The following is a 26,016-nucleotide window of genomic DNA, read 5'->3' on the forward strand; positions in this document are numbered from 1 at the left end:
CCAACCAAACCGCTTGGCGCTGCAGCGGACACTACAGGGGGAAAACTGTAACCCATGTATCCGGTTCAAAGTGTTACCCATCTATCAACTGGACACTGTCATCGCGGGTTTCGCCAATCGCCGGCGTCGCCAGGGAAGCGCCAGCGTCGCGTTCAGCTTCTTTCTCCCCGTTTACGGGGAGAAATGCCCGGCAGGGCAATGAGGGGCGGCGCAGACATCGACATGTATGATATGGTTGGATGTGTCTTGCACACGATCTGATGAGAAATGGATGCCCGTCACCGTTAACAACGAGGAAGCCCTGAAGCGCCGACACGACCGCGAGACGCCGCTGGAGACAGCGGCGCGGCTTCGGGCCGAATTCGGGATCGAACTTAGCAAGCAGGCACGCGAGCCGCTGCCACGCCCGGTCTATGACAAATTGTCTGGCGAAGACTGACGCTTATCGACAGGGTCGCTACGGCTAGGCTTACGGATCTGGAGACTGTCCCGTGACCGGTGGCGCACCCTTGCGTTTGATATTGCGCCGGATCATGCCGAAATCGGCGCCGCCGGTGGCGAAGGCGGTGACGAAGTAGAGCAGCGCCCCGCCGGCGACGAGTGACAGCAGCGTTGTCGCCTTGATCAACAGCGGTGAACCGTGGCCAAGCCTTGCCGCAAACCAGTGCTCGGCAAAATAGAGCGCCGCCCCCATCACCGCCGCCGACAGCACCAGCCGTGGGATGCGTCTCATGAGCGGTACGTCGCGGCCCCAGTGGCCGCGTCGGATCAGCACGCCGAGCAGCATCAGCGCATTGACCCAGCCGGCGACGGCCGAGGCGACAGCGATGCCCGGCGCCCCCATCTGCGGAAACAGCGTCAGCGCGGTGGTGACGTTCACCGCCACCGAGATGGCGGCGAAGATCATCGGCGTGCGCGTGTCCTCACGGGCGAAATAGCCTGGGGTAAACGCCTTGATCAGCACGAAGGCCGGCAAGCCCAAGCCGAAGATCGCCAGGATCGCCGCCACGATCGGCGTCGAGTTGTTGGCGGCAAATGCCCCGCGTTCGTAGACCAGCCCCACGATCGGCTCCGACATCACCAGCAGTGCCGCCGCTGCCGGCAAGGTCAGGAACAAGGTGAACTCCACCGACCGGTTCTGCAGATTGGCCGCCTCGATCAGATTGCCTGACTTCAGCGCCCGCGACAGTTCGGGCAGAAGCACGATGGCGACGGCGACGCCGACGACGCCGAGCGGCAGCTGGTAGATGCGATCGGCATAGGCGAGCGACGACACCGCACTGTCCTGCGCCGAGGCGATCGCGGTGCCGATCAGCTGGTTGATCTGGGTTATGCCGCCGGTGATCGCCGCCGGCAACGCCAGGATCAGCAGCCGCTTGACATTGGGCGTCATCTTTGGCCGGCGGAAACCGATCGAGATGCCGGCATGGCGCACCGCCACCCAGACGATCGCCAGTTGCACCAGCCCCGCCGCCAGCACACCCCAGGCCAGCGCGAAGCCGACAGTGCGCGCGTCCGATCCCTTGTGCCAGGCATAGGCGAGCACGCCGATCAGGATGATGTTGAGGAATACCGGCGCCACCGCGGCAGCGAAATAGCGGCGCAGCGAATTCAGCATGCCGGCCATCATGGCGCCGAGCGACATGCAGATCAGGTAGGGAAACATGATGGTCGCAAGCCGGACCGTCATGTCGAACTTTCCCGGCGTGTCGGCAAAGCCCGGGGCTACCAGGTAGCGCACGATCAGCGGCATCGCCAGTTCCATAGCGATGGTCAGCGCCAGCAGCGCCGTGAACAATACGCCGAACACCTCTTCCGAAAAGTGCTTGGCGCCATCGGTGCCGTGGGTCTCGATTTCCTTGGCGAACAGCGGCACGAAGGCAGCGTTGAAGGCGCCTTCGGCAAACAGCCGGCGAAAGGTGTTGGGGAACTGGAAGGCGGCGTTGAAGGCGTCGGCGATCGGCCCGGTGCCGAGTGCGGCCGCCATCAGCATCTCACGGACGAAACCAAGGGCACGGCTCATCAGCGTGCCGGAAGCGACCGTCGCGAACTTTTTGACAAGGCTCATGCGTCTGGAAACTGCCTGCAGGATTGGGACAAATGAATGGTGGTTGTCACTCGGCCGCGGCCTTGGCCTTGCCGCCACGCTCCGGCACGGTGCCTTCGAGAACCGCGACCAGCCTGCTTTGGATGGCGGCCATGCGCGTCGGGCTGTCGATCTTCTGGCCAGTGAGATCGGTGACATAGAAGGTATCGATGACCTTTTCGCCGAAGGTGGTGATGTGTGCCGAGGCGATGTCGAGCGACAGGTCCGACAGCGCCCCGGTGATCTCGGACAGCAGGCCCGGCCGATCCAGCCCCTCGACCTCGATCACCGAGAATCGGTTCGACAGCGTGTTGCGGATTTCGGCGCGTGGCGGGATGCGGAAGACCTTGGCGCCGCGCCGCGGCTTGGTGCGCTTCTCGATCATCTCCGGCAACCAGCTTTTGCCCGACAGCACGTCCTCGATCAGGCGGCCGACGCGCTGGGCGCGTCGCCGCTCGTCTTCGTCGCGGTCGAACTCCCTCGAGATCAGGATACTGTCCAGCGCGCGGCCATCGGCGGTGGTGAAGATCTGCGCATCGACGATGTTGCCGCCGGCCGCCACGCAAGCGCCGGCAATGACCGACAGCAGGCGCGGATGGTCCTGCGCCAGCACGGTGATTTCGGTCACCGCCTCGAACTGGTGGGTTTTGACGATGGTGGCGAGCTTCTTGCCCGCCGCGTCCACCTCGCGGATGAATTCGGCGTGGCGGAGCTGGTCGGCGAGATCGACCGTCAGCAGATAGTTCTCGTAATGCAGGCCGACATAGCGCTTGCGGGCTTTTTCGGGCCAATCGGCAAGCGCTTCGGCCAGCCGCTCGCGTGCTGCCGCCGTTCGCTCGGCGCGCGACACTTCCGAAAATCCCCCGGTCAACAGCAATTCGGTCTCGTAGTAGAGCGTGCGCAGCAATTGGCCTTTCCAGCCGTTCCAGACGCCCGGCCCGACACCTCTGATATCGCAGACGGTGAGGATGAGCAGCAGCTTCAGCCGTTCCACCGACTGCACGATCGCGGCGAAATCCTCGATCGTCTTGCGGTCGTTGAGATCGCGGGTCTGTGCGGTCATCGACATGACGAGATGGTTCTCGACCAGCCAGGCGACCGTTTCGGTGTCGGCCGCCGACAGCCCCATATGCGGGCAGATGCGCCGCGCGATCCGGGCACCCACTTCGGAATGGTCCTCGGGCCGTCCCTTGGCGATGTCGTGCAAAAGCACCGCGACGTAGAGCGCCTCGCGGCTTTTTTTCAGCCCCGGCATCAGCGTGTGGGCAAGCGGGTGGATCTTTTCACCGTCGCCGCGCTCGATCTCGGCCAACACGCCGATACAGCGGATCAGGTGCTCGTCCACCGTATAGTGGTGGTACATCGAGAACTGCATCATGGCGACGATCTTGCCGAAATCCGGGATCAGCTTTGCCAGCAGTCCCGCCTCGTTCATGCGCCTGAGATTGAGTTCGGCATTGCGGTCCGACGTCAATATGTCGAGGAACAGCCGGTTGGCTTCCTCGTCGCGCCTGAGCGCCTTGCCGACGAGGCCGAGCGAACGGGTCAGCAGCTTCAGCGCATCGGGGTGAAATTCCAGCCCGTGCTTGTCGGCGAACCAGAACAGCCTCAAGAGATTGACCGGATCGCGCTCGAACACCACGTCGTCGGCGACGTTGATGCGATGGTTGTCGATAATGAAATCGGACGTGCCGGCAAGCTTGCGCTTGCGGCGCGAGAAGGTGAGGAAGATGCGGTTGAAGCCCGGCACATGCTTGGCCTGCTCTTCCTCGAGTGCAGCGCAGAAGATGCGGGTGAGATCCCCGACATCCTTGGCGACGAGGAAGTAATGCTTCATGAAGCGCTCGACCTCCGACAGGCCCGGATGTGTGGTGTAGCCCAGCCGTTCGGCGATCTCGCGCTGGATGTCGAAATGCAGCCGTTCCTCGGCCTTGCCGGTGAGGAAATGCATGTGGCAGCGCACCGCCCACAGGAAGTCCTCGGCCTTCTGGAATTCCCGATATTCGGTGCCGGTGAAGACGCCCTTGTCGACCAGCTCCTCGCCGGTGCGCACCCGGTAGAAATACTTGCCGATCCAGAACAGCGTCTGCAGGTCGCGCAGCCCGCCCTTGCCGTCCTTGACATTGGGTTCGACGAGGTAGCGGCTTTCGCCGGCCTTGGCGTGGCGTTCGTCGCGTTCGGCAAGCTTGGCCTGCACATATTCGGGCCCGGTCGTGCGCACCACCTCGCGGTCAAAACGCTGCAAGAACTCGTCATAGAGCTTCCGCTCGCCCCACAGGAAACGCGCTTCCAGGATCGAGGTGCGGATGGTGATGTCGGTGCGCGACAGCCTCAGGCATTCGTCGATGTTGCGGGTGGCGTGGCCGACCTTCAGCCCCAGATCCCACAGGATGTAGAGCATGTACTCGACGATCTGCTCGCCCCATGGCGTCTGCTTGTAGGGCAGCAGGAAGAGGAGATCGATGTCGGATCCCGGCGCCAGCGTGCCGCGGCCATAGCCGCCGACCGCGACGACGGCCATGCGTTCGGCCGAAGACGGGTTTTTGACGCGATAGACATGGGTGGCGGCGAAATCGTAGAGCGCTCGGATGATCTCGTCCATGAGATGCGACAGCCGGGCGGCGCAGGCGGTGCCGCTGCCGTCGTCCATCAGCATGCGTTCGGCGATGCTGCGGCCGGCGGCCAGCCTGCCCTTGAGAAGCTGGAGAACACCGGCGCGCGCAGCCTTGCCGGAGCCGTCGCCTGCCATGGCCGCGGTCAGCGCGGTCATCTCGCAGCGCAAGGCTTGGCTGTCGATCAGTTCATCGAGCTTTAGAGAGATTTTTGCCATAATTGCCGTTCGGCCTCGCCGTTTTGGCGGCGTCTATAGCGCGTTTTCGCGGCGCTGGGTATGGGGCGGGCGGACATGCTCTCCACGGGAGTCGTCGGTGGCATGCGGCGGCGGCTGGGTGCGGGATTGTCCGCCGGCGGTTTGGCGCGCGCCTCGGCAACAAAAACAGAAATTGGTCCTTGACCTTCCAGTCACTGGAAGCACTACCTCCGCTTCAGAACCGAGACACAGGGCATTTCCGCATGACGCATTCCGACCATGACCATCACGCCCATAGCGGCTGCTGCGCGGCAAAAGCTGCTCCGTCCGTCGCCGACGCCATCATTCGCGATCCGGTCTGCGGCATGACCGTCGATCCGGCCGCCGGCAAGCCGACAGCCGAGCATGGCGGCCATATCTATCACTTCTGCAGCGAGCGCTGCCGTTCGAAATTCACGGCCGAGCCGGAAAACTACCTTACCGCCACCGACCCGGTCTGCGGCATGCGTGTCGAGCGTGCCACCGCGAAGCACTTTGCCCGGCATGAAGGCCAGGGCTTCTATTTCTGCTCGGCCGGCTGCAAGGCGAAATTCGAGGCGGAGCCGGCAAAGTATCTTGGCGACAGGCCGGAACCGCAGGCGATGCCGAAAGGCACGCAATACACCTGCCCGATGCATCCCGAAATCGTCCGCGACAAGCCAGGTGCCTGCCCGATCTGCGGCATGGCGCTGGAGCCGATGGGCGTACCATCAGGCGATGAGGGGCCGAACCCGGAACTGGTCGATTTCACCAGGCGCTTCTGGGTGAGCGCCGCGCTGTCCGTGCCGTTGCTGATATTCGCCATGGCGCCGATGCTCGGCGTGACGTTTAGCGCCTTCATCGAGGATTCGGCGAAGATCTGGGTGGAATTGGCGCTGGCCAGCCCAGTTGTATTGTGGGCGGCATTCCCCTTCTTCCATCGCGGCTGGGAATCGGTTCTCAACCGCAGCCCCAACATGTGGACGCTGATTTCACTCGGCGTTGGTGCAGCCTACCTCTACAGCGTCGTCGCCGCGCTGTTCCCGGATATATTTCCGCACCAGTTCCGCGGTCATGAGGGCACGGTGCCGGTCTATTTCGAGGCGGCCGCCGTCATCGTGGCGCTGGTTTTCCTCGGCCAGGTGCTGGAATTGCGCGCCCGTGAAAAAACCGGCTCGGCGATCCGCGCGCTGCTCGACCTCGCGCCGAAGACCGCGCGGCTGATCGGCGAGGACGGTTCCGAAAACGACGTGCCGCTCGACACGGTCAAGGCCGGCGATCGCCTGCGCATCCGCCCCGGCGATGCCGTGCCGGTCGACGGCATCGTGCTGGAAGGCCGCTCTTCCATCGACGAATCGATGCTGTCAGGCGAGCCGCTGCCGGTCGAAAAGACTGAAGGCGACCCGCTCACCGGCGGCACGCTCAACAAGAACGGTTCGCTGATCATGCGCGCCAAGAGGATCGGCGCCGAAACCACGCTGGCGCGGATCGTCGAGCTCGTCGCCAAGGCGCAGCGTTCGCGCGCGCCGATCCAGGGTCTGGCCGACCGCGTCTCGTTCTATTTCGTCCCGGCCGTCGTGGTGGTTGCGATCGTTGCGTTCATCGCCTGGGCGATCTTCGGGCCGCAACCTAGCCTGATCTTTGCAATCGTTTCGGCGGTCTCGGTGCTGATCATCGCCTGTCCCTGCGCACTGGGTCTTGCCACGCCGATGTCGATCATGACCGCCACGGGGCGCGGCGCGCATGCCGGCGTGCTGATCAAGGACGCCGAGGCGCTCGAACGCTTTGCTTCGGTCGACACGCTGATCGTCGATAAGACCGGCACATTGACCGAAGGCCGGCCGAGATTGACCGACGTCGTCGCTGCCGAAGGCATCACGGACGATGATCTGCTGGCACTTGCCGCTGGCCTCGAAAAAGGCTCGGAGCATCCGCTGGCCGAGGCGATCGTCGAAGGCGCCCGTGAACGCGGGGTAAAAATTCCCGATGCCGGTGGTTTCGAGGCGGTGACCGGCAAGGGCGTTTCCGGCACGGTGTCGGGAAAGAACGTCGCGCTCGGCAACGCCGCGATGATGGCCGATCTCGGCATCGATATCGCATCCATCTCGACCAGCGCCGAAGCGCTGCAGGTCGAAGGCAAGAGCGCGATGTTCGTCGCCGTCGGCAACAAACTGGCCGGCATCGTTGCCGTCGCCGACCCGATCAAGGCGACGACATCAGAAGCGATCAAGGCGCTGCACGACCGCGGCCTGAGGATCATCATGGCGACCGGCGATAACGAACGCACGGCGAAAGCCATCGCTAGCAAACTCGGCATCGACGAGGTGCGTGCCGGCCTGCTGCCGGAACAGAAGAGCGCGCTTGTCGAGGAGTTGCGCGCCAGGGGCGCCGGCGTCGCCATGGCCGGCGACGGCGTCAACGACGCGCCGGCGCTGGCCGCCGCCGATGTCGGCATCGCCATGGGCACCGGCGCCGATGTCGCGGTCGAAAGCGCTGGGATCACGCTGGTCAAGGGCGATCTCAACGGCATCGTCCGGGCCCGCACACTCGCCCAGGCAACGATCCGCAACATCCGCCAGAACCTGTTCTTCGCCTTCCTCTACAACGTGCTTGGCGTCCCGGTCGCCGCCGGCGTGCTCTATCCTCTCACCGGCACGCTGTTGTCGCCGATGCTGGCGGCGGCGGCGATGAGCCTGTCCTCGGTTTCGGTCATCTCCAACGCGTTGCGGCTCAGGACGTTGAAACTCTGAGCCAAGCCCCCCGATAGAAATTCGTTCAAAAGGAGACAATGAATGACCTTGGCCAAGAAGATCGTGCTGCTGCTGATGGCGGCGGGAATGCTGCTTGCCGTTTTCCTCGAAGGCATTCCATCGCAAGCCCAGGAGATAAAACATGATATGGGCGCGATGGCCGCGCAGAGCCCGTCGGCGGACGGCTATAAGGCGGCGATGGACAAGATGCACACCGCCATGATGGCGATCGAATATTCCGGCAATGCCGATGTCGATTTTGCCCGCGGCATGATCCCGCATCACCAGGCGGCCATCGACATGGCCAAGGTCGAGCTTGCCAATGGCAAGGATCCGGAAATGCGCAAAATGGCCGAAGCGGTGATCGCCGCGCAGGAAGCCGAGATCAAGCAGATGCAGGATTGGCTGGCCGCCCATCCGGTGAAGTAGCATCAGGCGGCTCGCGGGAAATCCGGGGTGGATTTCTCCCGAAGGGTGTGGTGCCATCCGGTCTCGACTGGAGCGCGCCATGCCGTCAACGATGAGAACCACCACATTGCCCTCGGGCGAAGCCGTTCCCGTGCTGGGTCAAGGCACCTGGAAAATGGGTGAGGATGCCCGTCGCCGTGCCGATGAGGTCGACGCCCTGAAGCTTGGGATCGACCTCGGCATGAAGCTGATCGACACCGCCGAAATGTATGCCAGCGGCGGGGCTGAGGAGGTGGTGGCGGATGCCATTGCCGGGCGCCGCGACGAGGTCTTCCTGGTCTCCAAGGTGCTGCCGTCCAACGCCTCGCGCACCGGCGTGCCGGCGGCCTGTGAGAAAAGCCTCAGGCATCTGCGCACCGACCGCATCGATCTCTATCTGCTGCACTGGCCCGGCAGCGTGCCTCTGGCGGAAACGGTCGAGGCCTTTGAAGCCTTAAGGAAAGCTGGCAAGATCCGCCATTGGGGCGTTAGCAATTTCGACACCCATGAGATGGAGGAACTGGTCAGCCTGCCGGGCGGCGGCAACGTCCAGACCAACCAGATCCTCTACAATCTGTCCCAACGCGGCCCCGAATTCGATCTTGCGCCCTGGAACCGGCAGCGCGGCATTCCGCTGATGGCCTATTCGCCGGTCGATCAGGGCGTATTGGTGCGCAATACCAGGCTCGAAGCCATCGCCGCCCGCCACAATGCCACGGCGGCTCAGCTGGCGCTGGCCTGGGTGATGGCACAGGACGACGTCATCGCCATTCCGAAGGCCGGCAAACAAGAGCATGTCCGCCAGAATGCCGCTGCGTTGGACATCGAGCTCACGCCGGAAGATTTCGCCGACATCGACCGCGCCTTCCCGCCGCCGAGGCGGAAGTCGGGCTTGGCGATGATTTGAGGAGAGGGCTCAAAGTCTAATTTAATTTTAGGGCCGCATTCCCGCCCACCCCCCTCTGTCCTGCCGGACATCTTCCCCGCAAGGGGGGAGATCGGCAACTTCGCGGACATCACTTCTTTTGCAAAGTTCGAAAATTGGCGAAAGCGCTCACGACATCCAATCTCCCCCCTTGCGGGGGAGATGTCCGGCAGGACAGAGGGGGGTGTGAAGGAACGCCGTCAGACGACCTGAGCCCACTCTACTTCCCCGCCATCCCCTTCAGCCGATAAAGCGCTTCCAGCGCCTCCCGCGGCGTCATCTCGTCGGGATTGATCTCCCCAAGCGCCGCGCTTAGCCCATCGCTCTTCACCGGCTTCGGCGCCTCTCGTTTCAGCGCCACCGAAAACAGCGGCAGATCGTCGACCAGCCGATTGGCCTTGCCCGAAACCTCGCCCGCTTCCAGTTGGTGCAGCACTTCCCTGGCCCGGCCGACCACCGCTTCCGGCAGGCCGGCCAGACGCGCCACCTGCACGCCGTAGGAGCGGTCGGCGGCACCCTTGCCGACCTCGTGCAGGAAGACCACGTCGCCCTCCCATTCCTTGACCCGCATGGTGAAATTGTGCAGCCGAGCGAGTTTGCTGGCCAGCGCCGTCATTTCGTGGAAATGGGTGGCGAAGATCGCCCGGCAGCGGTTCTTCTCGTGCAGATATTCGACCGCCGCCCAGGCGATCGACAGGCCGTCGAAGGTAGCGGTGCCGCGGCCGATCTCGTCGAGGATCACCAGCGCGCGTTCGCCGGCCTGGTTGAGGATCGCCGCCGTTTCGACCATCTCGACCATGAAGGTCGAGCGGCCGCGTGCCAGATCGTCCGAGGCCCCGACACGTGAAAACAGCCGGTCGACGACGCCGATATGGGCTGATGCCGCCGGCACGAAGGAGCCGGTTTGGGCAAGGATGGCGATCAGCGCGTTCTGCCTGAGGAAGGTCGATTTGCCGCCCATATTGGGGCCGGTCAGCAGCCAGATCGCACCGTTTTTGGCATCGCCTTCCGGCGACAAATCGCAATCATTGGCGACGAACGGTCCTTCGCCCGAACGCCGCAGCGACTGTTCCACCACCGGATGCCGCCCGCCCGAAATTGCGAAGGCGAGGCTGGCGTCCACGATGGGCCGGCACCAGGCCTCGCTTTCGGAAAGCAGCGCAAGTGCCGACGACACGTCGAGCACGGCAAGCGCATCTGCGCTGGCGCGGATCTTGTCCGCCTGGCCGACCGCCTCCGCCGTCAGCCTGTCGAAGGCGGCAAGCTCGATCGCCAGCGCCCGGTCCGCGGCATTGGCGATCTTCGATTCCAGCTCGGCCAGTTCCGTCGTGGTGAAGCGCATGGCGTTGGCCATGGTCTGGCGATGGATGAAGCGCGCCTTCGCCCCATCGCTGCCGGTCATCAGCGCATGATGATTGGCGGTGACTTCGATGTAGTAGCCGAGCACATTGTTGTGCCGGATTTTCAGCGAGCGGATGCCGGTTTCGTCGATCAGGGAGCGCTCCAGAGCGGCGATCACCTTGCGCGATTCGTCGCGCAGTGCCCGCATCTCGTCGAGCTCAACGTTGTAACCGCCGCGCACAAAACCGCCATCGCGTTTGAGCAGCGGCAGCTCGTCACTGAGCGCCTGGGTCAGATGCTCAGCCAGCGGGCGTGGCAGCGCCTCGATCGCCGCCAGCGCCGCCGCCAGTTCCTGCGGCAGGGCGGTCGCCCCAAACAGTTCGGCAATAGCGCCGGCCGCCTCGAACCCGGCACGCAGCGCGCCGAGGTCGCGCGGGCCGCCGCGGTTGAGCGCCAGCCGGGACAGGGCGCGGGGCATGTCGGCGACGCTCTTCAGGCTCGCCCGCACCGCCTGGCACAGCCGTGTCTCGGACCGAAAGAACGACACCGAATCCAGCCTTGCACCAATTGCCGCCGGGTCGGTCAGCGGCGCCATCAGCCGGTCGGCGAGCAGTCGCGCCCCACCGCCGGTCACCGTGCGGTCGATCGCCTTGAACAGCGAACCCTCGCGGCTGCCGGTCAGGGTACGCAGCAGTTCCAGATTGGCGCGTGTCGCCGGATCGATGAACAGCGTCGAACCCTGCTCCTCGCGCTCGGGCCGCGACAGCGGCGGACGCTCGGCCTTCTGCGTCTTTTCGACATAAGCGATGATGCCCGAGATCGCCGACAGCTCGGCGCGGGAAAATGTGCCGAAACTGTCCGGCGTCGCCACCTCGAAGAAACGGGCGATGCGCCCGGCGGCCGACGCCGAATCGAACAGGCTCGGCGGCTGCGGATTGGCGACGCGGCCGAGCACATCGAACACCGGTTTCAGCTCGGGATCGTAAAACACCGGCTCGGCGACGATCAACTCGCGTGGGTCGACGCGAAAGACATCGGCGAGCAGCCGGTCTGCCGTGGTCTCGGCAACGCGGAAGGCACCGGTCGAGATTTCGATCCAGGCCAGCGCAAAACTTCCTTGGTTCCCTGTCGCGCTGCCGCGCTCCCCGCCTCTTGGCTCGGCGCCGACTTTGACCCGGCCAAGCGCCATCAAAACACTCGATTCCGACGGCGCCAGCAATTTGTCCTCGGTGATGGTGCCGGGCGTCACCAGCCGCACCACGTCGCGGCGCACCACCGACTTGCCGCCGCGCTTCTTCGCCTCGGCCGGATCCTCGATCTGCTCGCAGACGGCGACGCGGAACCCTTGGCCGATCAGCTTCTGCAGGTAGTCGTCGGCGGCATGCACCGGCACGCCGCACATCGGGATGTCGAGGCCCTGGTGCTTGCCGCGCTTGGTCAGGACGATGCCGAGCGCCCGGCTCGCCTTCTCGGCGTCGTCGAAGAACAGCTCGTAGAAATCGCCCATGCGGTAGAACAGCAGCGAATCCGGGTTCGCCGCCTTGATCTCAATATACTGCTCCATCATCGGCGTCGCCGGCGCAAAGGCCGGCGTGGCGCTGTCGCTGCGAATGGGCGTTTCGTCGTTCAAGAAGCTGCTTCCAAATTTCCCAAGCCATGCTTGGCGGTTTACAGCAGCGAAGTGTAGCCTTAATCCCGAACGTTCCACAAAAGAAAGCATTGCACCCGTCTCAACGAGGTGCTGCATGGGCGAGGAAATCGAAAGCATCATGGCCAGGAAAACCGAAAACCCCGGACCCTCCGTCAGTGCGCAGGAGGCGCTGGAATTCCACGCCATGGGCCGCCCCGGCAAGCTGGAGATCGTCGCCACCAAGCCGATGGCCACCCAGCGCGACCTCAGCCTTGCCTATTCTCCGGGCGTCGCGGTTCCCGTCCTTGCCATTGCCGAGGATCCCAGCCGCGCCTTCGACTACACGGCGCGCGGCAATATGGTCGCGGTCATTTCCAACGGCACCGCCATTCTTGGCCTCGGCAATCTCGGCGCGCTGGCCGCCAAGCCGGTGATGGAAGGCAAGGCGGTGCTGTTCAAGCGCTTCGCCGATGTCGATTCCATCGATCTCGAGGTCGACACCGAGGATGCCGACGAGTTCATCAACTGCGTGCGTTTTCTCGGCCCGTCCTTCGGCGGCATCAATCTGGAAGACATCAAGGCGCCGGAGTGCTTCATCATCGAGCAGCGGCTGCGCGAACTGATGGACATACCGGTCTTTCATGACGACCAGCACGGCACCGCGATCATCTCGGCCGCCGGCCTGATCAATGCGCTGGAAATCACCGGCCGCGACATGAAGACCACGAAAATGGTCTGCAATGGCGCCGGTGCTGCCGGCATCGCCTGCATCGAGCTGATGAAGGCGATGGGCTTTGCGCCTGAAAACATCATCCTGTGCGACACCAAAGGCGTCGTCTTCCAGGGCCGCACCGAAGGCATGAACCAGTGGAAGTCGGCGCATGCCGTCAAGACCGACGCGCGCTCGCTGGCCGAGGCGCTGGACGGCGCCGACGTGTTTCTCGGCCTCTCCGCCAAGGGTGCGCTGACCACCAAGATGGTGCAGTCGATGGCAGAGAAGCCGATCATCTTCGCCATGGCCAATCCCGATCCCGAGATCACGCCGGAGGAAGTCGCCGAAATCCGCGTCGATGCCATCATGGCGACGGGACGTTCGGACTATCCGAACCAGGTCAACAACGTGCTTGGCTTCCCCTACATCTTCCGCGGCGCGCTGGACGTGCGGGCCACCACCATCAATGACGACATGAAGATCGCCGCGGCGCGGGCGCTCGCCGAACTGGCGCGCCAGGACGTGCCCGACGACGTCGCCGCCGCCTACCAGGGCATGCGGCCGAAATTCGGCCCCAACTACATCATCCCGGTGCCGTTCGATCCGCGCCTGATCTCGGCGATTCCGATTGCGGTTGCCAAGGCAGCGATGGAGTCCGGCGTCGCGCGCAAGCCGATCCTCGACCTCGACCGCTACGCGCAGGAGCTTTCCGCCCGCCGCGATCCGATCGCCTCGACGCTGCAGCGCATTTACGACCGCGTGCGCCGCCAGCCCAAGCGCATCGTTTTCGCAGAGGGCGAGGAGGAGCAGGTGATGCGCGCCGCCGTCTCCTATGTGAACCAGCGGCTCGGCACCGCCATCCTGCTCGGCCGCGACGACATCATCAAGGGGAACGCCAGGAACGCCGGCATCGAGCTGAACAAGCAAGGCATCGAGATCATCAATGCGCGGCTGTCGCGCCGCAACGGCGTCTACACCGACTATCTCTACGAGCGCATGCAGCGCAAGGGCTTCCTGTTCCGCGACTGCCATCGCCTGATCAACAACGACCGCAACCATTTCGCCGCCTGCATGGTGGCGCTGGGCGACGCCGACGGCATCGTCACCGGCGTCACCCGCAACTACTCCACGGCGCTCGACGACATCCGCCGCGTCATCGACGCCAAGCCCGGCCACCGCGTCATCGGCGCCTCGATCGTGCTGGCGCGGGGCCGAACCGTGATCGTCGCCGACACTGCCGTGCACGATATGCCCAATGCCGAACAGATCGCCGACATCGCCGAGGAAGCCGCCGGCTTTGCCCGCCGCATGGGCTATGAGCCAAGGCTCGCCATGCTCGCCTATTCCACCTTCGGCCACCCGCAGGGCGAGCGCTCCGAACGCGTCCAGGAAGCGGTGCGCATCCTCGACAAGCGGCGCGTCGATTTCGAGTACGACGGCGAGATGGCCGCCGACGTGGCGCTCAACGCCCGCGCCATGGCGCAATACCCGTTCATTCGGCTCACCGGTCCGGCCAATGTGCTGATCATGCCGGCCTTCCACTCCGCCTCGATCTCGACCAAGATGCTGCAGGAACTCGGCGGCTCAACCGTCATCGGCCCGCTGCTGGTCGGCTTGGACAAGCCCGTCCAGATCGTCTCGCTCAATGCCAAGGATAGTGACATCGTCAACATGGCCGCCATCGCGGCGTATACGGCGGGGGCGTGAGGAGCGAGCGCCTCTTCCTTCTCCCCTTGTTGTGGGAGAAGGTGGCCGAGCGAAGCTCGGTCGGATGAGGGGGTGCTCCAGCTTGGCACCTACGCGCTCCGTCCAACACCCTCAACCGTCTCGGCGCTTCGCGCCGATCCACCTTCTCCCACAACAAGGGGAGAAGACAAAGGCGCCTGCCTAAATCAGTCCTGCCTGCTCAGCCTCGTGGCGCAAATTCTGCCGCGGCCTTGGCCCGATCTGCTGGATGACGAGCCCGGCCGCCAGCGAGCCGAGATCGCCGCACTCCTTCAGGCTGCGGCCTTGCGTGTAGCCGTAGAGGAAACCGGCGGCATAGAGGTCGCCGGCGCCGGTGGTGTCGACCAGTTCGCGGATTTTGGTCGCATCGATGGTGACGGTCTCGTCGCCGCGCACGATGACCGAGCCCTTTTCCGAGCGGGTGACGGCGGCGATCTTGCAGTCCTTGCGGATCTGCGCCAGCGCCTCGTCGAAGGAGGCGGTCTGGTAAAGCGACTTGATCTCGTGGCTGTTGGCAAAGACGATGTCGACGGTGCCCGAGCGCATCAGGTCCAGAAACTCGTCGCGGTAGCGGTCGACGCAGAACGAATCCGACAGCGTCATCGACACTTCGCGGCCGGCGGCATGCGCGAGCTTGGCCGTCTGCCGGATGGCTTCCTTGGCGCGTGGCGGGTCCCACAGATAACCTTCGAAATAGGTGACCGCCGCACCGGACGCCTTGTCTGCCTCGACGTCCTCCGGCCCGAGCTCGATGCAGGCGCCGAGATAGGTGTTCATGGAGCGCTCGCCGTCCGGCGTCACGAAGATCATCGAGCGCGCCGTCGGCGGCTCGCCGTTGAGCGGCTTGGTGTCGAAGGCGACGCCCTGCGCGTGGATGTCATGGGCGTAGATTTCGCCGAGCGCATCGTTCGAGACTTTGCCAAAGAAGGCGGCGCGTCCGCCGAAACTGGCGACACCCGCCGCCGTGTTGCCGGCGCTCCCGCCGGAGGCTTCAATGGCCGGGCCCATGCGACTGTAGAGCAGCTCGGCGCGCCTCGTGTCGATCAGGTTCATCGCGCCCTTGATGATGCCGTTCGTCTCCAGGAATGCCTCGTCGCACTGCGCGATGATATCGACGATGGCATTGCCGATACAAAGCACGTCATAGTTCGGCATCAATGATGTCTCCGCGAAAACCACCGGCTTTCTGGCATGCCGGCCGCGGGCGGGTCTAGCGATTTGATGCGGCTTTGCCTAGGGTCGGGATCTATTAATCTGGTCGAACGGCAGATGCGCTGCATCGCGCTGTGCGCCTGAGCCCTGCCCTGTCTCCGCCTGCCTCGGAGATGCCAGCCATGGAATTGGAAACGCCGTGATCTCTAGCGCCGCCCGCGCCGCCGCCAGCCGGTTGTTCTCGCCCGAATTCCGCTCGGTGTTCGCAAAAACGCTGGGCCTGACCTTGCTGGCGCTCGCCGCGCTGTGGTTCGCCATCGAGGGCCTGTTCGGATGGCTGGCCTGGCCATGGATCGACGCATGGCTCCCCAGCCTGCCGTCCTGGGCCGGATGGCTGGGCGTCATCGTCGCCGGGATCGGCCTCGCGCTGGGTCTGGCGCTGCTCATCGCGCCGGTGACGGCGATCGTCGCCGGCCTGTTCCTCGACGACGTCGCCGAGGTGGTCGAGCGTACCGACTATCCCAATGACCCGCCCGGCCGCGCCATGCCGGCGCTGCGCTCGATGGTGCTGGCGATAAGATTCTTCGGCGTCGTCATGTCAGGCAACATCGTGGCCTTGCTGCTTCTGCTGGTGCCGGGCATCAACATTGCTGCCTTCTTCATCGTCAACGGCTATCTGCTAGGGCGTGAATTCTTCGAGTTCGCCGCGATGCGCTTTCGCCCGGAGGGCGAGGCACGGGCGTTGCGCAGAAAACATGCCGTCACGGTGTTCCTCGCCGGGCTGGTTATCGCTGCCTTCCTCGCCGTGCCGCTACTCAACCTTCTGACGCCGCTCTTCGCCGCCGCCATGATGGTGCATTTGCACAAGGCGATCAGTGTGCGGGAAGCGGCTTAGGGTGTGCTGATATTCAGGTGATGCCGGCGTGCGAATAGCGGTGTCCGGTGCTTCCGGTGCGTAGCCAAACGTTACGCTCCGTTCCGTTTGTTGGGCCAGGCGCTAGCGTAAGAGAAAACCGCGTCCCAGCTCGTCGTCGGGTTCGACGATGAATTCGGCCCGGCCCGAATAATAGGCCCGGCCGCCGACGCGGGCGATGATCGCGTCATGCGGCCCGGCTTTTGCGGTCCTCGCCACGCTGCCGGAAAAGCGCGAGCCGGCTATGCTCTCGAACAGCCGCGTCTGGCCGGCGATTTCGCCCTTGGCATGCATTGCCGCCAGCCGTGCGGTGACGCCCGAGCCGGTCGGCGAACGGTCGACCTCGGCGTCGGCGAAGACGCAGATATTTTTGGTCGGCGTATCGGAATATGCGTCCTGTCCGTCGGTCAGGATGGTGCCGTAGAGAAAGGCAAGGTCGGAATGGTCGGGATGCGACAGTGGAAACCCGGCCTTCAGTTTCCCGGTCAGCGTTGTCGCCGCATCGACGAAATCGCGCACGCGGTTCCTGCCGAATTCCAGCCCGAACTGGCGGCAGTCGGCGAGCGCATAGAAGGCGCCGCCATAGGCGACGTCGAAGCCGATCGCACCATAACCCGGCAATTCGATCCCCTGATCGCGGGCGAACAGAAAGGCCGGCACGCTTTCGAACGACACAGCACCGGCCTTGCCGTCCTGCACCTCGACCGAGGCCACGACCAGCCCGCATGGCGCTTCGATATTGACTGTCGTCACCGGCTCCTGCCGTGCCACCAGCCCTTTGTCGACGGCGTAGCGGCCGAGCGCGACGATGGCGTGGCCGCACATCGTCGAATAGCCCTCATTGTGCATGAACAGCACGGCGAGGTCGGCGCCCGGCAGGTCGGGTTCCACCAGCAGCGCACCATACATGTCGTAATGGCCGCGCGGCTCAAACATCAGGATCTTCCTGATATGGTCGAGATGATCGCGCACATAGGCGCGTTTTTCCAGGATCGTGCCCGCGGGGATTTTGGGATAACCGCCGGTGACGATCCGCAGCGGCTCGCCGCCGGTGTGCATGTCGACGACGGTGAGCGTCATGCGTTGGGACCATCTAAGCTGAAGATTTGGCAAATAACGCCTGCAGCTTGCCGAATGGCATGGCGGTGCGGGTGAAGCCGAAGGTGCCGTCCTGCTGGATCTCGCGCGCCGCCGTTTCCAGCATGCCGAAGGCGAAATTGGTCAGCCAGGGCCCGAGCGAAATACGCTTGACCCCTGCCAGGGCAAGATCGGCGATGGTGAAACCGGGCCTCACCATGACGTTGACCGGCTTGGTCAGTGCCGCGCAGACGGTTTGCACCGTCTCGATGTCACTGATGCCCGGCGCGTAGAGCACGTCGGCGCCGGCCTTCTCGAAGGCTTGCAGCCGCTTGATCGTGTCGTCGATGTCAGGCTTGCCCCACAAAAAATTCTCGGCCCGCGCGGTGAAGACGAAATCGTGCTTCAGCGCCCGTGCCGCCTCCGCTGCGGCGGCGACGCGCTCGACTGCATGCGAAAAATCATAGATCGGCTTGTCGGGCTCGCCGGTGTGGTCCTCGATCGAGCAGCCGGCGAGGCCCGCCGCTTCGGCCGCGAAGATGGTTTCGGATGCACTTGTCGCGCTGTCGCCCTTGCCCTTTTCGAGATCGGCCGAGACCGGCAGGCCGGTCGCCGCCGTCACCTCGCGGCAGTGGTGGATCATCGCCTCGAAGGTCACCGCGCCGTCGGGCAGACCACGCGAAAAGGCAAAGCCGGCGCTGGTCGTCGCCAGAGCCTTGAAACCGAAGGAAGCCAGCAGTTTCGTCGTGCCGACGTCCCAGGGATTGGGCATGACGAAGATCGAGCTGTGCAGGTCGCGAAATATTTTGCCCTTGTCCATGGATGCTCCCCAGAGTGCGAAGCGCATTTTATCCCGCCACTGCCCCCCGGGCAAACGAATGCGATTGGCTCAGAAGCGATTGGCGTTCTCTCCTGCCAATTTATCCAGTGCGTCGGACCCCTTGACGTAGGCGGTCCCGTTCCAATGGTAGGTGACGGAGATGTCGCGCGAGGATGCCTCGGGCGCCGGATCGTCGCAGCTCTCGCTATTCGGCACGGTGGCATCGGTCACCGTCGCCTTGATGGCCGCATAGGGCTGGCCGTCCGCAATGGTCTGAAACGCCAATTGCTGCGTGCGCTTGTAAGTGCACAGGGACTCGTCGAACGTATAGATCATTTCGATCAGTTCGAACCTGTCGTCGCGGACCAGGATCAGCGGCGTGCTCACATAGCCCTGGCTCGAATTGAAATGCGTGCTCAGGGTGATGATGGCGTCATCGCTAGGCCCGATCGGCAGCTTGCCCGGATCGCGGAAATAGGTGCTCCGGTCGACGGCGACATTGACAGCGTCGAGCAATCTCGGCTTGCCGGCAAGATCGTAGAGCGCCAGTACCGCAAAACCTTCGGCGCTGTCGGAGGAGCTGCCGAGGTCGAACTGGCCAGCCGATCCTTGCCGCCAGCCTTGATCTGGAGCACGCCAGCATCGGAAAAGCCCGACGTTTCGGGCGGCGGGCCACCACTATCCGGACCCTCGATATGGCGCATCTCGATCGGCATGGAGCCCCGGTAAAAGCCGTCCTTGTCCGCCGCAAGATCGAGAATGACCATCCTGGCGAGGTCGAGATAGGTCGTATGCTTGTGGCCGGGAACGGCGCCGCCAAAGTCCGGGAAGCTGACGCCTTGCGCGCCGGCCGTCGTCCACAGGCACGGCAGCAGCAAACAGGCGAGGATGAAGCGAAGCAGGATGGAATTCATACGCCGGCGGCTTCACTGTCGAGCGTTCGCAAGCTAGCACGGGCGACCAGTCGGATAACAAGCTCGAATATCAGATCAGTGGATCGGCACCAGCCCGGCAAGTTCGCGCATATCGTCGAACAGGATGCCGCCGGCCTCGGTCAGGCCGTCGCGGTCGGAATGCGGGTCGCCGTAGTAGGAAAATGCGCGCATGCCGGCGGCAATGCCGGCTAACGTCCCGGCGACGCTGTCCTCGATGACAATGCAGTCGGCGGGCGCGAAGCCCATCGTGCTTGCCGCATGCAGGAACAGGTCGGGAAACGGCTTGCCGCGCGAGACCATGGTGGAGCTGAACAGTGCATGCTCGAACAGCGGCAGCAGCCCGGTCTGGCCGAGCGTGATGTGCATTTTCGAAACCCGTGCCGATGAAGCGACGCAAGTTGCGATGCCGGCCGCGTGCACGGCTTCGATGAACTCCCTGACATAGGGGACGGCTTCGACGCCATGCGCGAACAGGTCCGGCAGGCCGGCGTTCCAGCGTTCGACGAAATTGGCGCCGAGGCTGACGCCGGTCGCCTCGACTTCCTTTTGCACCGATACCATGGAGCGGCCGGAGAAATTCTTGCGGCAATATTCGAAGCTTGCCGGGTAGCCGGCGGCGCTGAGCCATTCGGCGAGGCGTCGATTGGCCAGGTTCTCGGTATCGACCAAAACCCCGTCGCAATCGAAGATGACGAGTTTGGGCACTCTCATATCACTATGCTCATCAGGCCGTGCCGGTCGATCCGAAGCCGCCGGAGCCGCGCACCGTGCCGCCGGCCAATGTGCGCTCCTCGACCGTCGCCTGCATCACGGATGCAAAGACGATCTGGGCGATCCGCATGCCGCGCGTCACCGCGAAATCTTCGTCGCCAAGGTTGATCAGCAGCACCTTGACCTCGCCGCGATAGTCGCTGTCAATGGTGCCCGGCGTGTTGAGGCAGGTGAGGCCATGCTTGAAGGCGAGGCCCGAGCGCGGCCGGACCTGACCTTCCACGCCCTCCGGGATCTCCAGGATCAGCCCGGTCGGCACCAGCGCGCGTTTTCCCGGCAGGATCAGCAGCGGCCGGTCGTCCGGCACCGCGGCGCGCAGATCCATGCCGGCGGCGCCCGAACTTTCATAGGCGGGAAGCGGCAGGCCTTCGCCATGCGGCAGCCTGACGAAGCCGACGGCCGGACCGATGACGGAGGAAGTGTAGAGGGCTGCGCGCATGAGGCTGATCCTATCGCTATCAACGCCGATTCGGTCAACTCGGCGGCAATGCTATCAACGGCTTTCTTTCAGCGCAGTTCCGCTTCAGCGCAGTTCTACGGGAACGACCGTCGTCTCCTTGATCTCCTCCATGACGAAGGAGGCCGAAACGTCCGACAGCGCCACCTTGGCGATCAGCCGCTGATAGAGCCGGTCATAAGCCTTCACGTCGGCGACGCGGGCACGCAAGACGTAATCGAGGTCGCCGGACATGCGATAGACGCCGGTGATCTCGGGAAAACCGGTGACTGCCGCCCGGAATTTTTGCAGCCAGTCCGGATCGTGATTGGAGGTCCGGATCAGGACGAACACCGAAAGGCCGAGGCCGAGCTTGTCCGCATCGACCAGCGCCACCCGGCCGGTGATGACGCCGTCTTCTTCCAGCCGCTTGACCCGGCGCCAGCAGGCGTTGCGCGACAGCGACACCCTTTCCGACAATTGGTCGACCGACAATGTACCGTCGCGTTGCAGCTCGGCCAGCAATCTTCGGTCGATCTCATCGATTTCCAGCGGCATGTGGGATGTTTGTCCCAATAATTGCCGAAATACAAGGATGATTTGAGACTAATTAACCGGAGATTCGTGTCAGTGTGCTCATCATCGGGTTGCCACCGAGCAGGAGGGATCGACATGACAGCACGGCTCGCAAGACTTTTCACCTCTCATCCGGCTTCGGTGGGCGAAACCTATTTCGGCCACATGGCTTTCGCCGCGTGGTTCTCGTCACGATTGTTCATGGCAGCCTTCGCCGCGCTGATTCACGCTTTCTTGCCGTTCTTGTTCGATTCCACGGCAAGCCGGATCATCCGAGAACTTTATGAGCGGACGCACAACAGGGGACGTTAGAAGCGATGTGCCGGTGAACGGCCTATCTTAGGCGAAGCGGTCTTCCCGGCATGACCGCTCGTCCCTTAAGTTGGTCGCGGCTAAGTTGCCGCTGGTCGCCTAAGGCAGCGCAATCCCGATCAAGCACCGCCTGTACTCGAATGCTGAACTCGGCTTGAAGACGCGCCGCAGCCCGCCATTTGGTGAGACCAGCGCGGCCAACATAGCCGGGAGCATTGGTCATGGACCTCGTCTTCTCCTCCACCACAGAATTGGCTGCCGCCATTCGTGACCGCAAGATTTCCGCTGTGGAAGCGCTGGACGCGCATTTGGCTGAGATCGACAGGCACAATGAGACGGTCAACGCAGTCGTCACGCTCGACAGGGAAGGGGCTCGCGCTCGAGCGAAGAAAGCCGACGAAGCGCAGGCGCGCGGCGACGCTCTCGGGCCGCTGCATGGCGTGCCGTTCACGCTGAAGGACACGCACGAAACACTGGGGATGAAGACCACGGTCGGCTTCCCGCCCTTTGCCGACTATGTGGCGAGAAGGGACAGTCCGGTCGTTCTCAGATTGAAGGCGGCCGGCGGCGTGCTCGTCGGCAAAACAAATGTCGCAACGATGCTGGGCGACTGGCAATCGAACAATCCGCTGTTCGGCCGCACCAATAATCCATGGGATCTCTGGCGCACCGCCGGCGGTTCCAGCGGCGGAGCCGCGGCAGCACTTTGCGCGGGGATGACGCCATTCGAGATCGGCACCGACATGCAGGATTCGATCCGCCTGCCTGCAGCCTTTTGCGGCGTCTACGGCCTCAAGCCGACCGAGCATCGCGTCTCCCTGGCCGGCGCCTTTCCCGATCCCGCCGGTGCGCCGCGCAGCGTGCGGCTGATGTCCTGCATCGGCCCGCTGGCGCGCACCGTGGACGATCTGGCGCTGATCCTGGGGATCATTGCAGGACCGGATGGCAGCGACACCGATCTTGCGCCGGTGCCGGTCGAGGATATGCCGAAGCTCGATCTCAAGACATTGCGCATCGCCTTTGCTTCGTCCTTTCCCGGTTTTCCGGTGGCCAACGAAATCTACGTCGCGGTCGAAAGTCTGGCCGAGCAACTCAAGTCTGCGGGGGTAGCCGTCGAGGAAGCAAGACTGCCGACGCTCGATCTGCATGACGATCTGACGCAAGGCGGTGCGCTGATCGGCATGATGCTGGAGGCTGCGCAGCCGGAGCCGCCAGAAGAACCGACAGCGGTCTCGCGCTGGTTCGAGGCGCTCGCCCGCCGCGACCAGTCATTCCTTGCCTGGGACCGCTTTTTCGCAGATTGCGATGCCTTGCTTTGCCCCGTCGCCATGACCACGGCCTTCCCGCATTGCGAGCCGGGAACACCGATCAAGGTCGATGACAGGGAGCAGAGCTACTGGCTGCTGCCGGCTTATGGCGCGGTGTTCAACTACAGCGGCCACCCCGCACTTTCGCTGCCGTGCGGGCAGGGCCGCGACGGCCTGCCCATCGGCCTGCAGCTGGTCGGCCGTCGCTGGTCCGAATCGCGGCTGCTTGGCATCGCCAAGGCGATGGCACCGCTAACCGGCGGCTTTCGCCGTCCGCCCGGCTATTGAGCAAACCCGCGTCAGCCCATAAGGCTCAAGCAGCGGATCACGCGCGTCGTCGAGGATTTCCCGGGCGGCGAACAGGCCGACGGCAGGCGCCAGCGTGATGCCGGAATGCATGACCGCGACATAGAGGCCGCTCACGCCTTGAGCCCGTCCGATGATCGGAAAGCCGTCGACGGGCGTCGGCCGGTGACCGACCGTGTGGAAATCCGGTTCCAGCCGGTCGGCGCCGCGCAGCATGGTTTTCATCGACGCAAACAGCTCGCGGGCGGTGGCTGCGGCGTCCATTCCCGGATCGGCGCCGCCGAAATCCGAGCCGGCGATGATGCGGCCCTCGGCAGTCTGGCGCATGTGCAGCCGATCGCCGATCACCAAGCCGTTGAGCAGCTTTTCGTAGGGGCGTGAATGGACAATCAGGCCGGGCGGCGTCTCGATCGGCAGTTTTAACCCGGCCGTCGCCGCAATTGCCGGAGAGCCGGCGCCCGCTGCGATCACCACCTCGTCGGCAGCGATCCGTCCGCCGGATGTATCGACTCCAGTAATCCTGCCATTGGTCTCCACCAACGCGGTCACGGCTGTTCCGGCCATCACTCGCGCGCCGCGGCGCTCGGCACCGGCCAGCAGCGCTTGCGTGGTGGCGACCGGCTCGGCGACACCTTCCTGGGCGACGTGAAGGGCGAAATCGGGAACCTCGATCAGGTTTGGCTCGATGCGTGCGGCGGCGGCGCGGTCAATACGCTCGATGCCGTAACCCCAGGCAGAATGCTCGGCGGCGTAGGCCTCAAGCTCGGCCGGCGGCAGGTCCCAACACAGGCCGCCGCACCATTCCAACGGAATACCGGGCACGTCATGCGCAAGCCGCGTCCATTCGGCCATCGAACGGGTGCGCAGCCGAAAATACGGTTCTGGATTGCCCCAGCTGGCATTGATCCAGGCAAAGGAATTCGGCGTCGCGACGCCGCCGGCGCTGCTGTCGGCAACGACCGTCACCTTCGCGCCGGCCTTCGCCAGATGCCAGGCGATGGACGCGCCGATGATGCCGGCGCCGACGACGATGACTTGCTTGGCTGCGCTCATCGATGGTCCTTTGTCGAATCGGGTCTTCTGATGTCGTTGCCGCAATCCTATCTCAAGACCGGTTGACCGCCCAAAATTGTTCGACAGGCTACAAAAGCGCTGCTAGAAGCCCGCGCACCACATGGGATTCCATAAATTGGCTGAAGACATCACGAACGCGGTGGCGCGCCGCCGCACTTTCGCGATCATCGCGCATCCGGACGCCGGCAAGACGACGCTGACCGAAAAGCTGCTGCTGTTCGGCGGCGCCATCCAGCTTGCCGGCGAGGTCAAGGCCAAGAAGGATCGCATCCAGACCCGGTCGGACTGGATGAAGATCGAGCGCGAGCGCGGCATTTCGGTCGTCACCTCGGTGATGACCTTCGAGTATGAGGACAATGTCTTCAACCTGCTCGACACGCCCGGCCACGAGGATTTCGCCGACGATACCTATCGCACGCTGTCGGCTGTCGACGCGGCGGTCATGGTCATCGACGCCGCCAAGGGCATCGAGCCGCGCACGCTAAAACTGTTCGAGGTCTGCCGGCTGCGCGACATCCCGATCATCACCTTCGTCAACAAGATGGACCGCGAAAGCCGCGACCCGTTCGAGATCCTCGACGAGATCGAGCAGAAGCTGGCGCTTGACACCGCACCGATCACCTGGCCGATCGGCCGCGGCAAGACCTTTTCCGGCACCTATCATCTGGCGCTGAATGCCGTGCGAAAGGGCGACGCGGAGAAGGAACGCACGCCGGTCAACGGTCCCGATTCCAACCGCGTCGCCGGCCTGTTGCCGGAGAACGAGCGCGAAGCTTTCATCGAGGAGCTGGAGCTGGCGCGCGAGGCCTGCCGTCCGCTCGACATCGACTCATTTCGCGAGGGTCATCTGACGCCGGTCTATTTCGGTTCGGCGCTGCGCAATTACGGGGTGCGCGACCTGATCGAGGCGCTTGGCGCCTACGGGCCGCCGCCGCGCGCGCAGGAGGCCGATACCCGCAAGGTCGAGGCGACCGAGGACAAGATGACCTCCTTCGTCTTCAAGATCCAGGCCAACATGGACCCCAACCACCGCGACCGCATCGCCTTCGTCCGTGTCTGCTCGGGCAAGCTCGAGCGCGGCATGAAGGCCAAGCTGGTGCGCACGGGAAAACCGATGAGCCTGTCGGCGCCGCAATTCTTCTTCGCCCGCACCCGCGTCACCGCCGACGAGGCCTTTGCCGGCGACGTCGTCGGCATCCCCAACCATGGCACGCTGCGCATCGGCGATACGCTGACCGAGGGCGAGGAGATACTGTTCCGCGGCGTGCCGAATTTCGCACCGGAAATCCTGCGCCGCGTCCGTCTCGGCGATGCGATGAAGGCCAAGAAGCTGAAGGAAGCGCTGCACCAGATGGCCGAGGAAGGCGTCGTGCAACTGTTCTCGCCGGAGGACGGTTCACCGGCAATCGTCGGTGTCGTCGGTGCGCTGCAGCTCGACGTGCTGAAGGAGCGGCTGAACTTCGAATACACGCTGCCCGTCGATTTCGAGATGTCGCGCTTTTCCGTCTGCCGCTGGATATCGGCTGACGACAAGGCAGAGGTGCATCGTTTCATCGAGGCGCATCGCGGCGACATTGCCCGCGACCTCGACCACGACCCGGTGTTCCTGGCCCAGCATGCTTTTTCGCTCAACTACGAGGCCGAGCGCTGGAAGGCGATCCGCTTCGCCGCGGTCAAGGATTATCAGGTCCGCGACAAGGCAGCTTAGGGGGTCCCTTCCTTCTGTGGGAGAAGGTGTCGCCGAAGGCGACGGATGAGGGGTGTTCCAGGGAACGCCAACGCCTCACTCCGCTGGAACACCCCTTGTGTCTCTCGAATCATGCACAATCGGGTTGGCGGGTGACCCGGGTCATGACCGGATCACCCGCTGCGGCGGAAGCCCGTACACCCCTTG

At 64.1% G+C, this 26,016-nt stretch carries 22 protein-coding genes; 10 read left to right on the forward strand and 12 right to left on the reverse strand.

The genetic code is table 11. From position 1 onward, the window contains the following. A partial coding sequence (locus tag NKH12_RS24270) for a hypothetical protein (RefSeq protein WP_352955478.1) occupies positions 1-202 on the forward strand: 202 nt, incomplete at its 5' end. 69 nt (positions 203-271) lie between these two features. Next, positions 272-439 carry a hypothetical protein gene (locus tag NKH12_RS24275; RefSeq protein WP_352955479.1) on the forward strand — a complete coding sequence of 56 codons (168 nt, stop codon included), beginning with the start codon at positions 272-274 and terminating at the stop codon, positions 437-439. Between the two features lie 30 nt (positions 440-469). Here NKH12_RS24275 and murJ read toward each other — a convergent pair whose 3' ends face one another. Together murJ and NKH12_RS24285 are read right to left on the reverse strand one after the other, a co-directional pair. After that, a complete protein-coding gene (murJ, locus tag NKH12_RS24280; protein WP_352955480.1) occupies positions 470-2,068 on the reverse strand; it encodes a murein biosynthesis integral membrane protein MurJ in 1,599 nt (532 codons plus the stop codon). 46 nt (positions 2,069-2,114) lie between these two features. Continuing rightward, positions 2,115-4,916 carry a [protein-PII] uridylyltransferase gene (locus NKH12_RS24285; RefSeq protein WP_352955481.1) on the reverse strand — a complete coding sequence of 934 codons (2,802 nt, stop codon included), beginning with the start codon at positions 4,914-4,916 and terminating at the stop codon, positions 2,115-2,117. 242 nt (positions 4,917-5,158) lie between these two features. Here NKH12_RS24285 and NKH12_RS24290 point away from each other — a divergent pair, with 242 nt between their 5' ends. The 3 genes from NKH12_RS24290 to NKH12_RS24300 all read left to right on the forward strand — a co-directional run bounded on the left by NKH12_RS24290 (position 5,159) and on the right by NKH12_RS24300 (position 9,017). Further along, positions 5,159-7,663 carry a heavy metal translocating P-type ATPase gene (locus NKH12_RS24290; RefSeq protein ID WP_352955482.1) on the forward strand — a complete coding sequence of 835 codons (2,505 nt, stop codon included), beginning with the start codon at positions 5,159-5,161 and terminating at the stop codon, positions 7,661-7,663. 42 nt (positions 7,664-7,705) lie between these two features. Further along, the gene (gene copM / locus NKH12_RS24295) at positions 7,706-8,092 is read left to right on the forward strand and encodes a CopM family metallochaperone (protein ID WP_352955483.1); all 387 of its coding nucleotides are present in this window, start codon (positions 7,706-7,708) and stop codon (positions 8,090-8,092) included. Between the two features lie 79 nt (positions 8,093-8,171). After that, positions 8,172-9,017 carry an aldo/keto reductase gene (locus NKH12_RS24300; protein ID WP_352955484.1) on the forward strand — a complete coding sequence of 282 codons (846 nt, stop codon included), beginning with the start codon at positions 8,172-8,174 and terminating at the stop codon, positions 9,015-9,017. Between the two features lie 238 nt (positions 9,018-9,255). On the opposite strand, the gene mutS is transcribed toward NKH12_RS24300, so the two are convergent. Continuing rightward, positions 9,256-11,943 carry a DNA mismatch repair protein MutS gene (gene mutS / locus NKH12_RS24305; protein ID WP_352955497.1) on the reverse strand — a complete coding sequence of 896 codons (2,688 nt, stop codon included), beginning with the start codon at positions 11,941-11,943 and terminating at the stop codon, positions 9,256-9,258. Between the two features lie 202 nt (positions 11,944-12,145). On the opposite strand from mutS, the gene NKH12_RS24310 reads away from it, so the two are divergent. Then, positions 12,146-14,425, forward strand: coding sequence for an NADP-dependent malic enzyme (locus NKH12_RS24310; RefSeq protein ID WP_352955498.1), 2,280 nt, complete (start codon positions 12,146-12,148; stop codon positions 14,423-14,425). A 180-nt stretch (positions 14,426-14,605) separates the two neighbouring features. Here NKH12_RS24310 and NKH12_RS24315 read toward each other — a convergent pair whose 3' ends face one another. Continuing rightward, positions 14,606-15,598, reverse strand: coding sequence for an adenosine kinase (locus NKH12_RS24315; RefSeq protein WP_352955485.1), 993 nt, complete (start codon positions 15,596-15,598; stop codon positions 14,606-14,608). A gap of 196 nt (positions 15,599-15,794) precedes the next feature. Here NKH12_RS24315 and NKH12_RS24320 point away from each other — a divergent pair, with 196 nt between their 5' ends. After that, positions 15,795-16,490, forward strand: a complete 696-nt coding sequence (locus tag NKH12_RS24320; protein ID WP_352955486.1) for a sulfate transporter family protein — start codon at positions 15,795-15,797, stop codon at positions 16,488-16,490. Positions 16,491-16,592: 102 nt separating this feature from the next. Here NKH12_RS24320 and NKH12_RS24325 read toward each other — a convergent pair whose 3' ends face one another. The 7 genes from NKH12_RS24325 to NKH12_RS24355 form a co-directional block, all read right to left on the reverse strand. After that, positions 16,593-17,588, reverse strand: a complete 996-nt coding sequence (locus tag NKH12_RS24325) for a proline racemase family protein (protein ID WP_352955487.1) — start codon at positions 17,586-17,588, stop codon at positions 16,593-16,595. Between the two features lie 13 nt (positions 17,589-17,601). Further along, a complete protein-coding gene (locus NKH12_RS24330) occupies positions 17,602-18,405 on the reverse strand; it encodes an isocitrate lyase/PEP mutase family protein (protein ID WP_352955488.1) in 804 nt (267 codons plus the stop codon). 69 nt (positions 18,406-18,474) lie between these two features. Then, entirely contained in the window at positions 18,475-18,792 is a 318-nt protein-coding gene (locus NKH12_RS24335) for a hypothetical protein (protein WP_352955489.1), read from the reverse strand. A gap of 29 nt (positions 18,793-18,821) precedes the next feature. Then, positions 18,822-19,319 carry a hypothetical protein gene (locus NKH12_RS24340; protein WP_352955490.1) on the reverse strand — a complete coding sequence of 166 codons (498 nt, stop codon included), beginning with the start codon at positions 19,317-19,319 and terminating at the stop codon, positions 18,822-18,824. Positions 19,320-19,394: 75 nt separating this feature from the next. Next, positions 19,395-20,051: an HAD family hydrolase gene (locus tag NKH12_RS24345; RefSeq protein WP_352955491.1), complete on the reverse strand. Its 657-nt coding sequence runs from the start codon at positions 20,049-20,051 to the stop codon at positions 19,395-19,397. Positions 20,052-20,064: 13 nt separating this feature from the next. Beyond that, positions 20,065-20,550, reverse strand: a complete 486-nt coding sequence (gene dut, locus NKH12_RS24350) for a dUTP diphosphatase (RefSeq protein ID WP_352955492.1) — start codon at positions 20,548-20,550, stop codon at positions 20,065-20,067. 84 nt (positions 20,551-20,634) lie between these two features. Continuing rightward, the gene (locus tag NKH12_RS24355; protein ID WP_352955493.1) at positions 20,635-21,105 is read right to left on the reverse strand and encodes an Lrp/AsnC family transcriptional regulator; all 471 of its coding nucleotides are present in this window, start codon (positions 21,103-21,105) and stop codon (positions 20,635-20,637) included. Between the two features lie 114 nt (positions 21,106-21,219). Between NKH12_RS24355 and NKH12_RS24360 the strand changes: the two genes are divergently transcribed. Together NKH12_RS24360 and NKH12_RS24365 are read left to right on the forward strand one after the other, a co-directional pair. Further along, the gene (locus NKH12_RS24360; RefSeq protein WP_095483023.1) at positions 21,220-21,435 is read left to right on the forward strand and encodes a DUF6356 family protein; all 216 of its coding nucleotides are present in this window, start codon (positions 21,220-21,222) and stop codon (positions 21,433-21,435) included. A gap of 221 nt (positions 21,436-21,656) precedes the next feature. Further along, positions 21,657-23,030 (forward strand): amidase, encoded by a 1,374-nt coding sequence (locus tag NKH12_RS24365; protein ID WP_352955494.1) that lies wholly within the window; start codon positions 21,657-21,659, stop codon positions 23,028-23,030. Here NKH12_RS24365 and NKH12_RS24370 read toward each other — a convergent pair. After that, entirely contained in the window at positions 22,995-24,101 is a 1,107-nt protein-coding gene (locus NKH12_RS24370) for an NAD(P)/FAD-dependent oxidoreductase (RefSeq protein WP_352955495.1), read from the reverse strand. The two genes, NKH12_RS24365 and NKH12_RS24370, sit on opposite strands and share 36 nt — an antisense overlap. Before the next feature lie 121 nt (positions 24,102-24,222). Between NKH12_RS24370 and NKH12_RS24375 the strand changes: the two genes are divergently transcribed. Continuing rightward, the gene (locus NKH12_RS24375; protein ID WP_502910838.1) at positions 24,223-25,830 is read left to right on the forward strand and encodes a peptide chain release factor 3; all 1,608 of its coding nucleotides are present in this window, start codon (positions 24,223-24,225) and stop codon (positions 25,828-25,830) included. Positions 25,831-26,016: the final 186 nt, after the last annotated feature.

It is taken from the genome of Mesorhizobium sp. M1322, assembly GCF_040318085.1.
Taxonomy (GTDB): domain Bacteria; phylum Pseudomonadota; class Alphaproteobacteria; order Rhizobiales; family Rhizobiaceae; genus Mesorhizobium.

Excerpts from the sequence above, each read along its gene's own strand:
- NKH12_RS24290 (WP_352955482.1), top strand. The coding sequence starts at position 5,159 with ATGACGCATTCCGACCATGACCATCACGCCCATAGCGGCTGCTGCGCG.
- NKH12_RS24355 (WP_352955493.1), bottom strand. The coding sequence starts at position 21,105 with ATGCCGCTGGAAATCGATGAGATCGACCGAAGATTGCTGGCCGAGCTG.
- NKH12_RS24360 (WP_095483023.1), top strand. The coding sequence starts at position 21,220 with ATGACAGCACGGCTCGCAAGACTTTTCACCTCTCATCCGGCTTCGGTG.
- dut (WP_352955492.1), bottom strand. The coding sequence starts at position 20,550 with ATGCGCGCAGCCCTCTACACTTCCTCCGTCATCGGTCCGGCCGTCGGC.
- NKH12_RS24340 (WP_352955490.1), bottom strand. The coding sequence starts at position 19,319 with ATGAATTCCATCCTGCTTCGCTTCATCCTCGCCTGTTTGCTGCTGCCG.
- NKH12_RS24285 (WP_352955481.1), bottom strand. The coding sequence starts at position 4,916 with ATGGCAAAAATCTCTCTAAAGCTCGATGAACTGATCGACAGCCAAGCC.
- NKH12_RS24275 (WP_352955479.1), top strand. The coding sequence starts at position 272 with ATGCCCGTCACCGTTAACAACGAGGAAGCCCTGAAGCGCCGACACGAC.
- NKH12_RS24315 (WP_352955485.1), bottom strand. The coding sequence starts at position 15,598 with ATGCCGAACTATGACGTGCTTTGTATCGGCAATGCCATCGTCGATATC.
- NKH12_RS24325 (WP_352955487.1), bottom strand. The coding sequence starts at position 17,588 with ATGACGCTCACCGTCGTCGACATGCACACCGGCGGCGAGCCGCTGCGG.
- NKH12_RS24300 (WP_352955484.1), top strand. The coding sequence starts at position 8,172 with ATGCCGTCAACGATGAGAACCACCACATTGCCCTCGGGCGAAGCCGTT.
- mutS (WP_352955497.1), bottom strand. The coding sequence starts at position 11,943 with ATGATGGAGCAGTATATTGAGATCAAGGCGGCGAACCCGGATTCGCTG.
- NKH12_RS24375 (WP_502910838.1), top strand. The coding sequence starts at position 24,223 with ATGGGATTCCATAAATTGGCTGAAGACATCACGAACGCGGTGGCGCGC.
- NKH12_RS24330 (WP_352955488.1), bottom strand. The coding sequence starts at position 18,405 with ATGGACAAGGGCAAAATATTTCGCGACCTGCACAGCTCGATCTTCGTC.
- copM (WP_352955483.1), top strand. The coding sequence starts at position 7,706 with ATGACCTTGGCCAAGAAGATCGTGCTGCTGCTGATGGCGGCGGGAATG.
- NKH12_RS24310 (WP_352955498.1), top strand. The coding sequence starts at position 12,146 with ATGGCCAGGAAAACCGAAAACCCCGGACCCTCCGTCAGTGCGCAGGAG.
- NKH12_RS24345 (WP_352955491.1), bottom strand. The coding sequence starts at position 20,051 with ATGAGAGTGCCCAAACTCGTCATCTTCGATTGCGACGGGGTTTTGGTC.
- murJ (WP_352955480.1), bottom strand. The coding sequence starts at position 2,068 with ATGAGCCTTGTCAAAAAGTTCGCGACGGTCGCTTCCGGCACGCTGATG.
- NKH12_RS24370 (WP_352955495.1), bottom strand. The coding sequence starts at position 24,101 with ATGAGCGCAGCCAAGCAAGTCATCGTCGTCGGCGCCGGCATCATCGGC.
- NKH12_RS24365 (WP_352955494.1), top strand. The coding sequence starts at position 21,657 with ATGGACCTCGTCTTCTCCTCCACCACAGAATTGGCTGCCGCCATTCGT.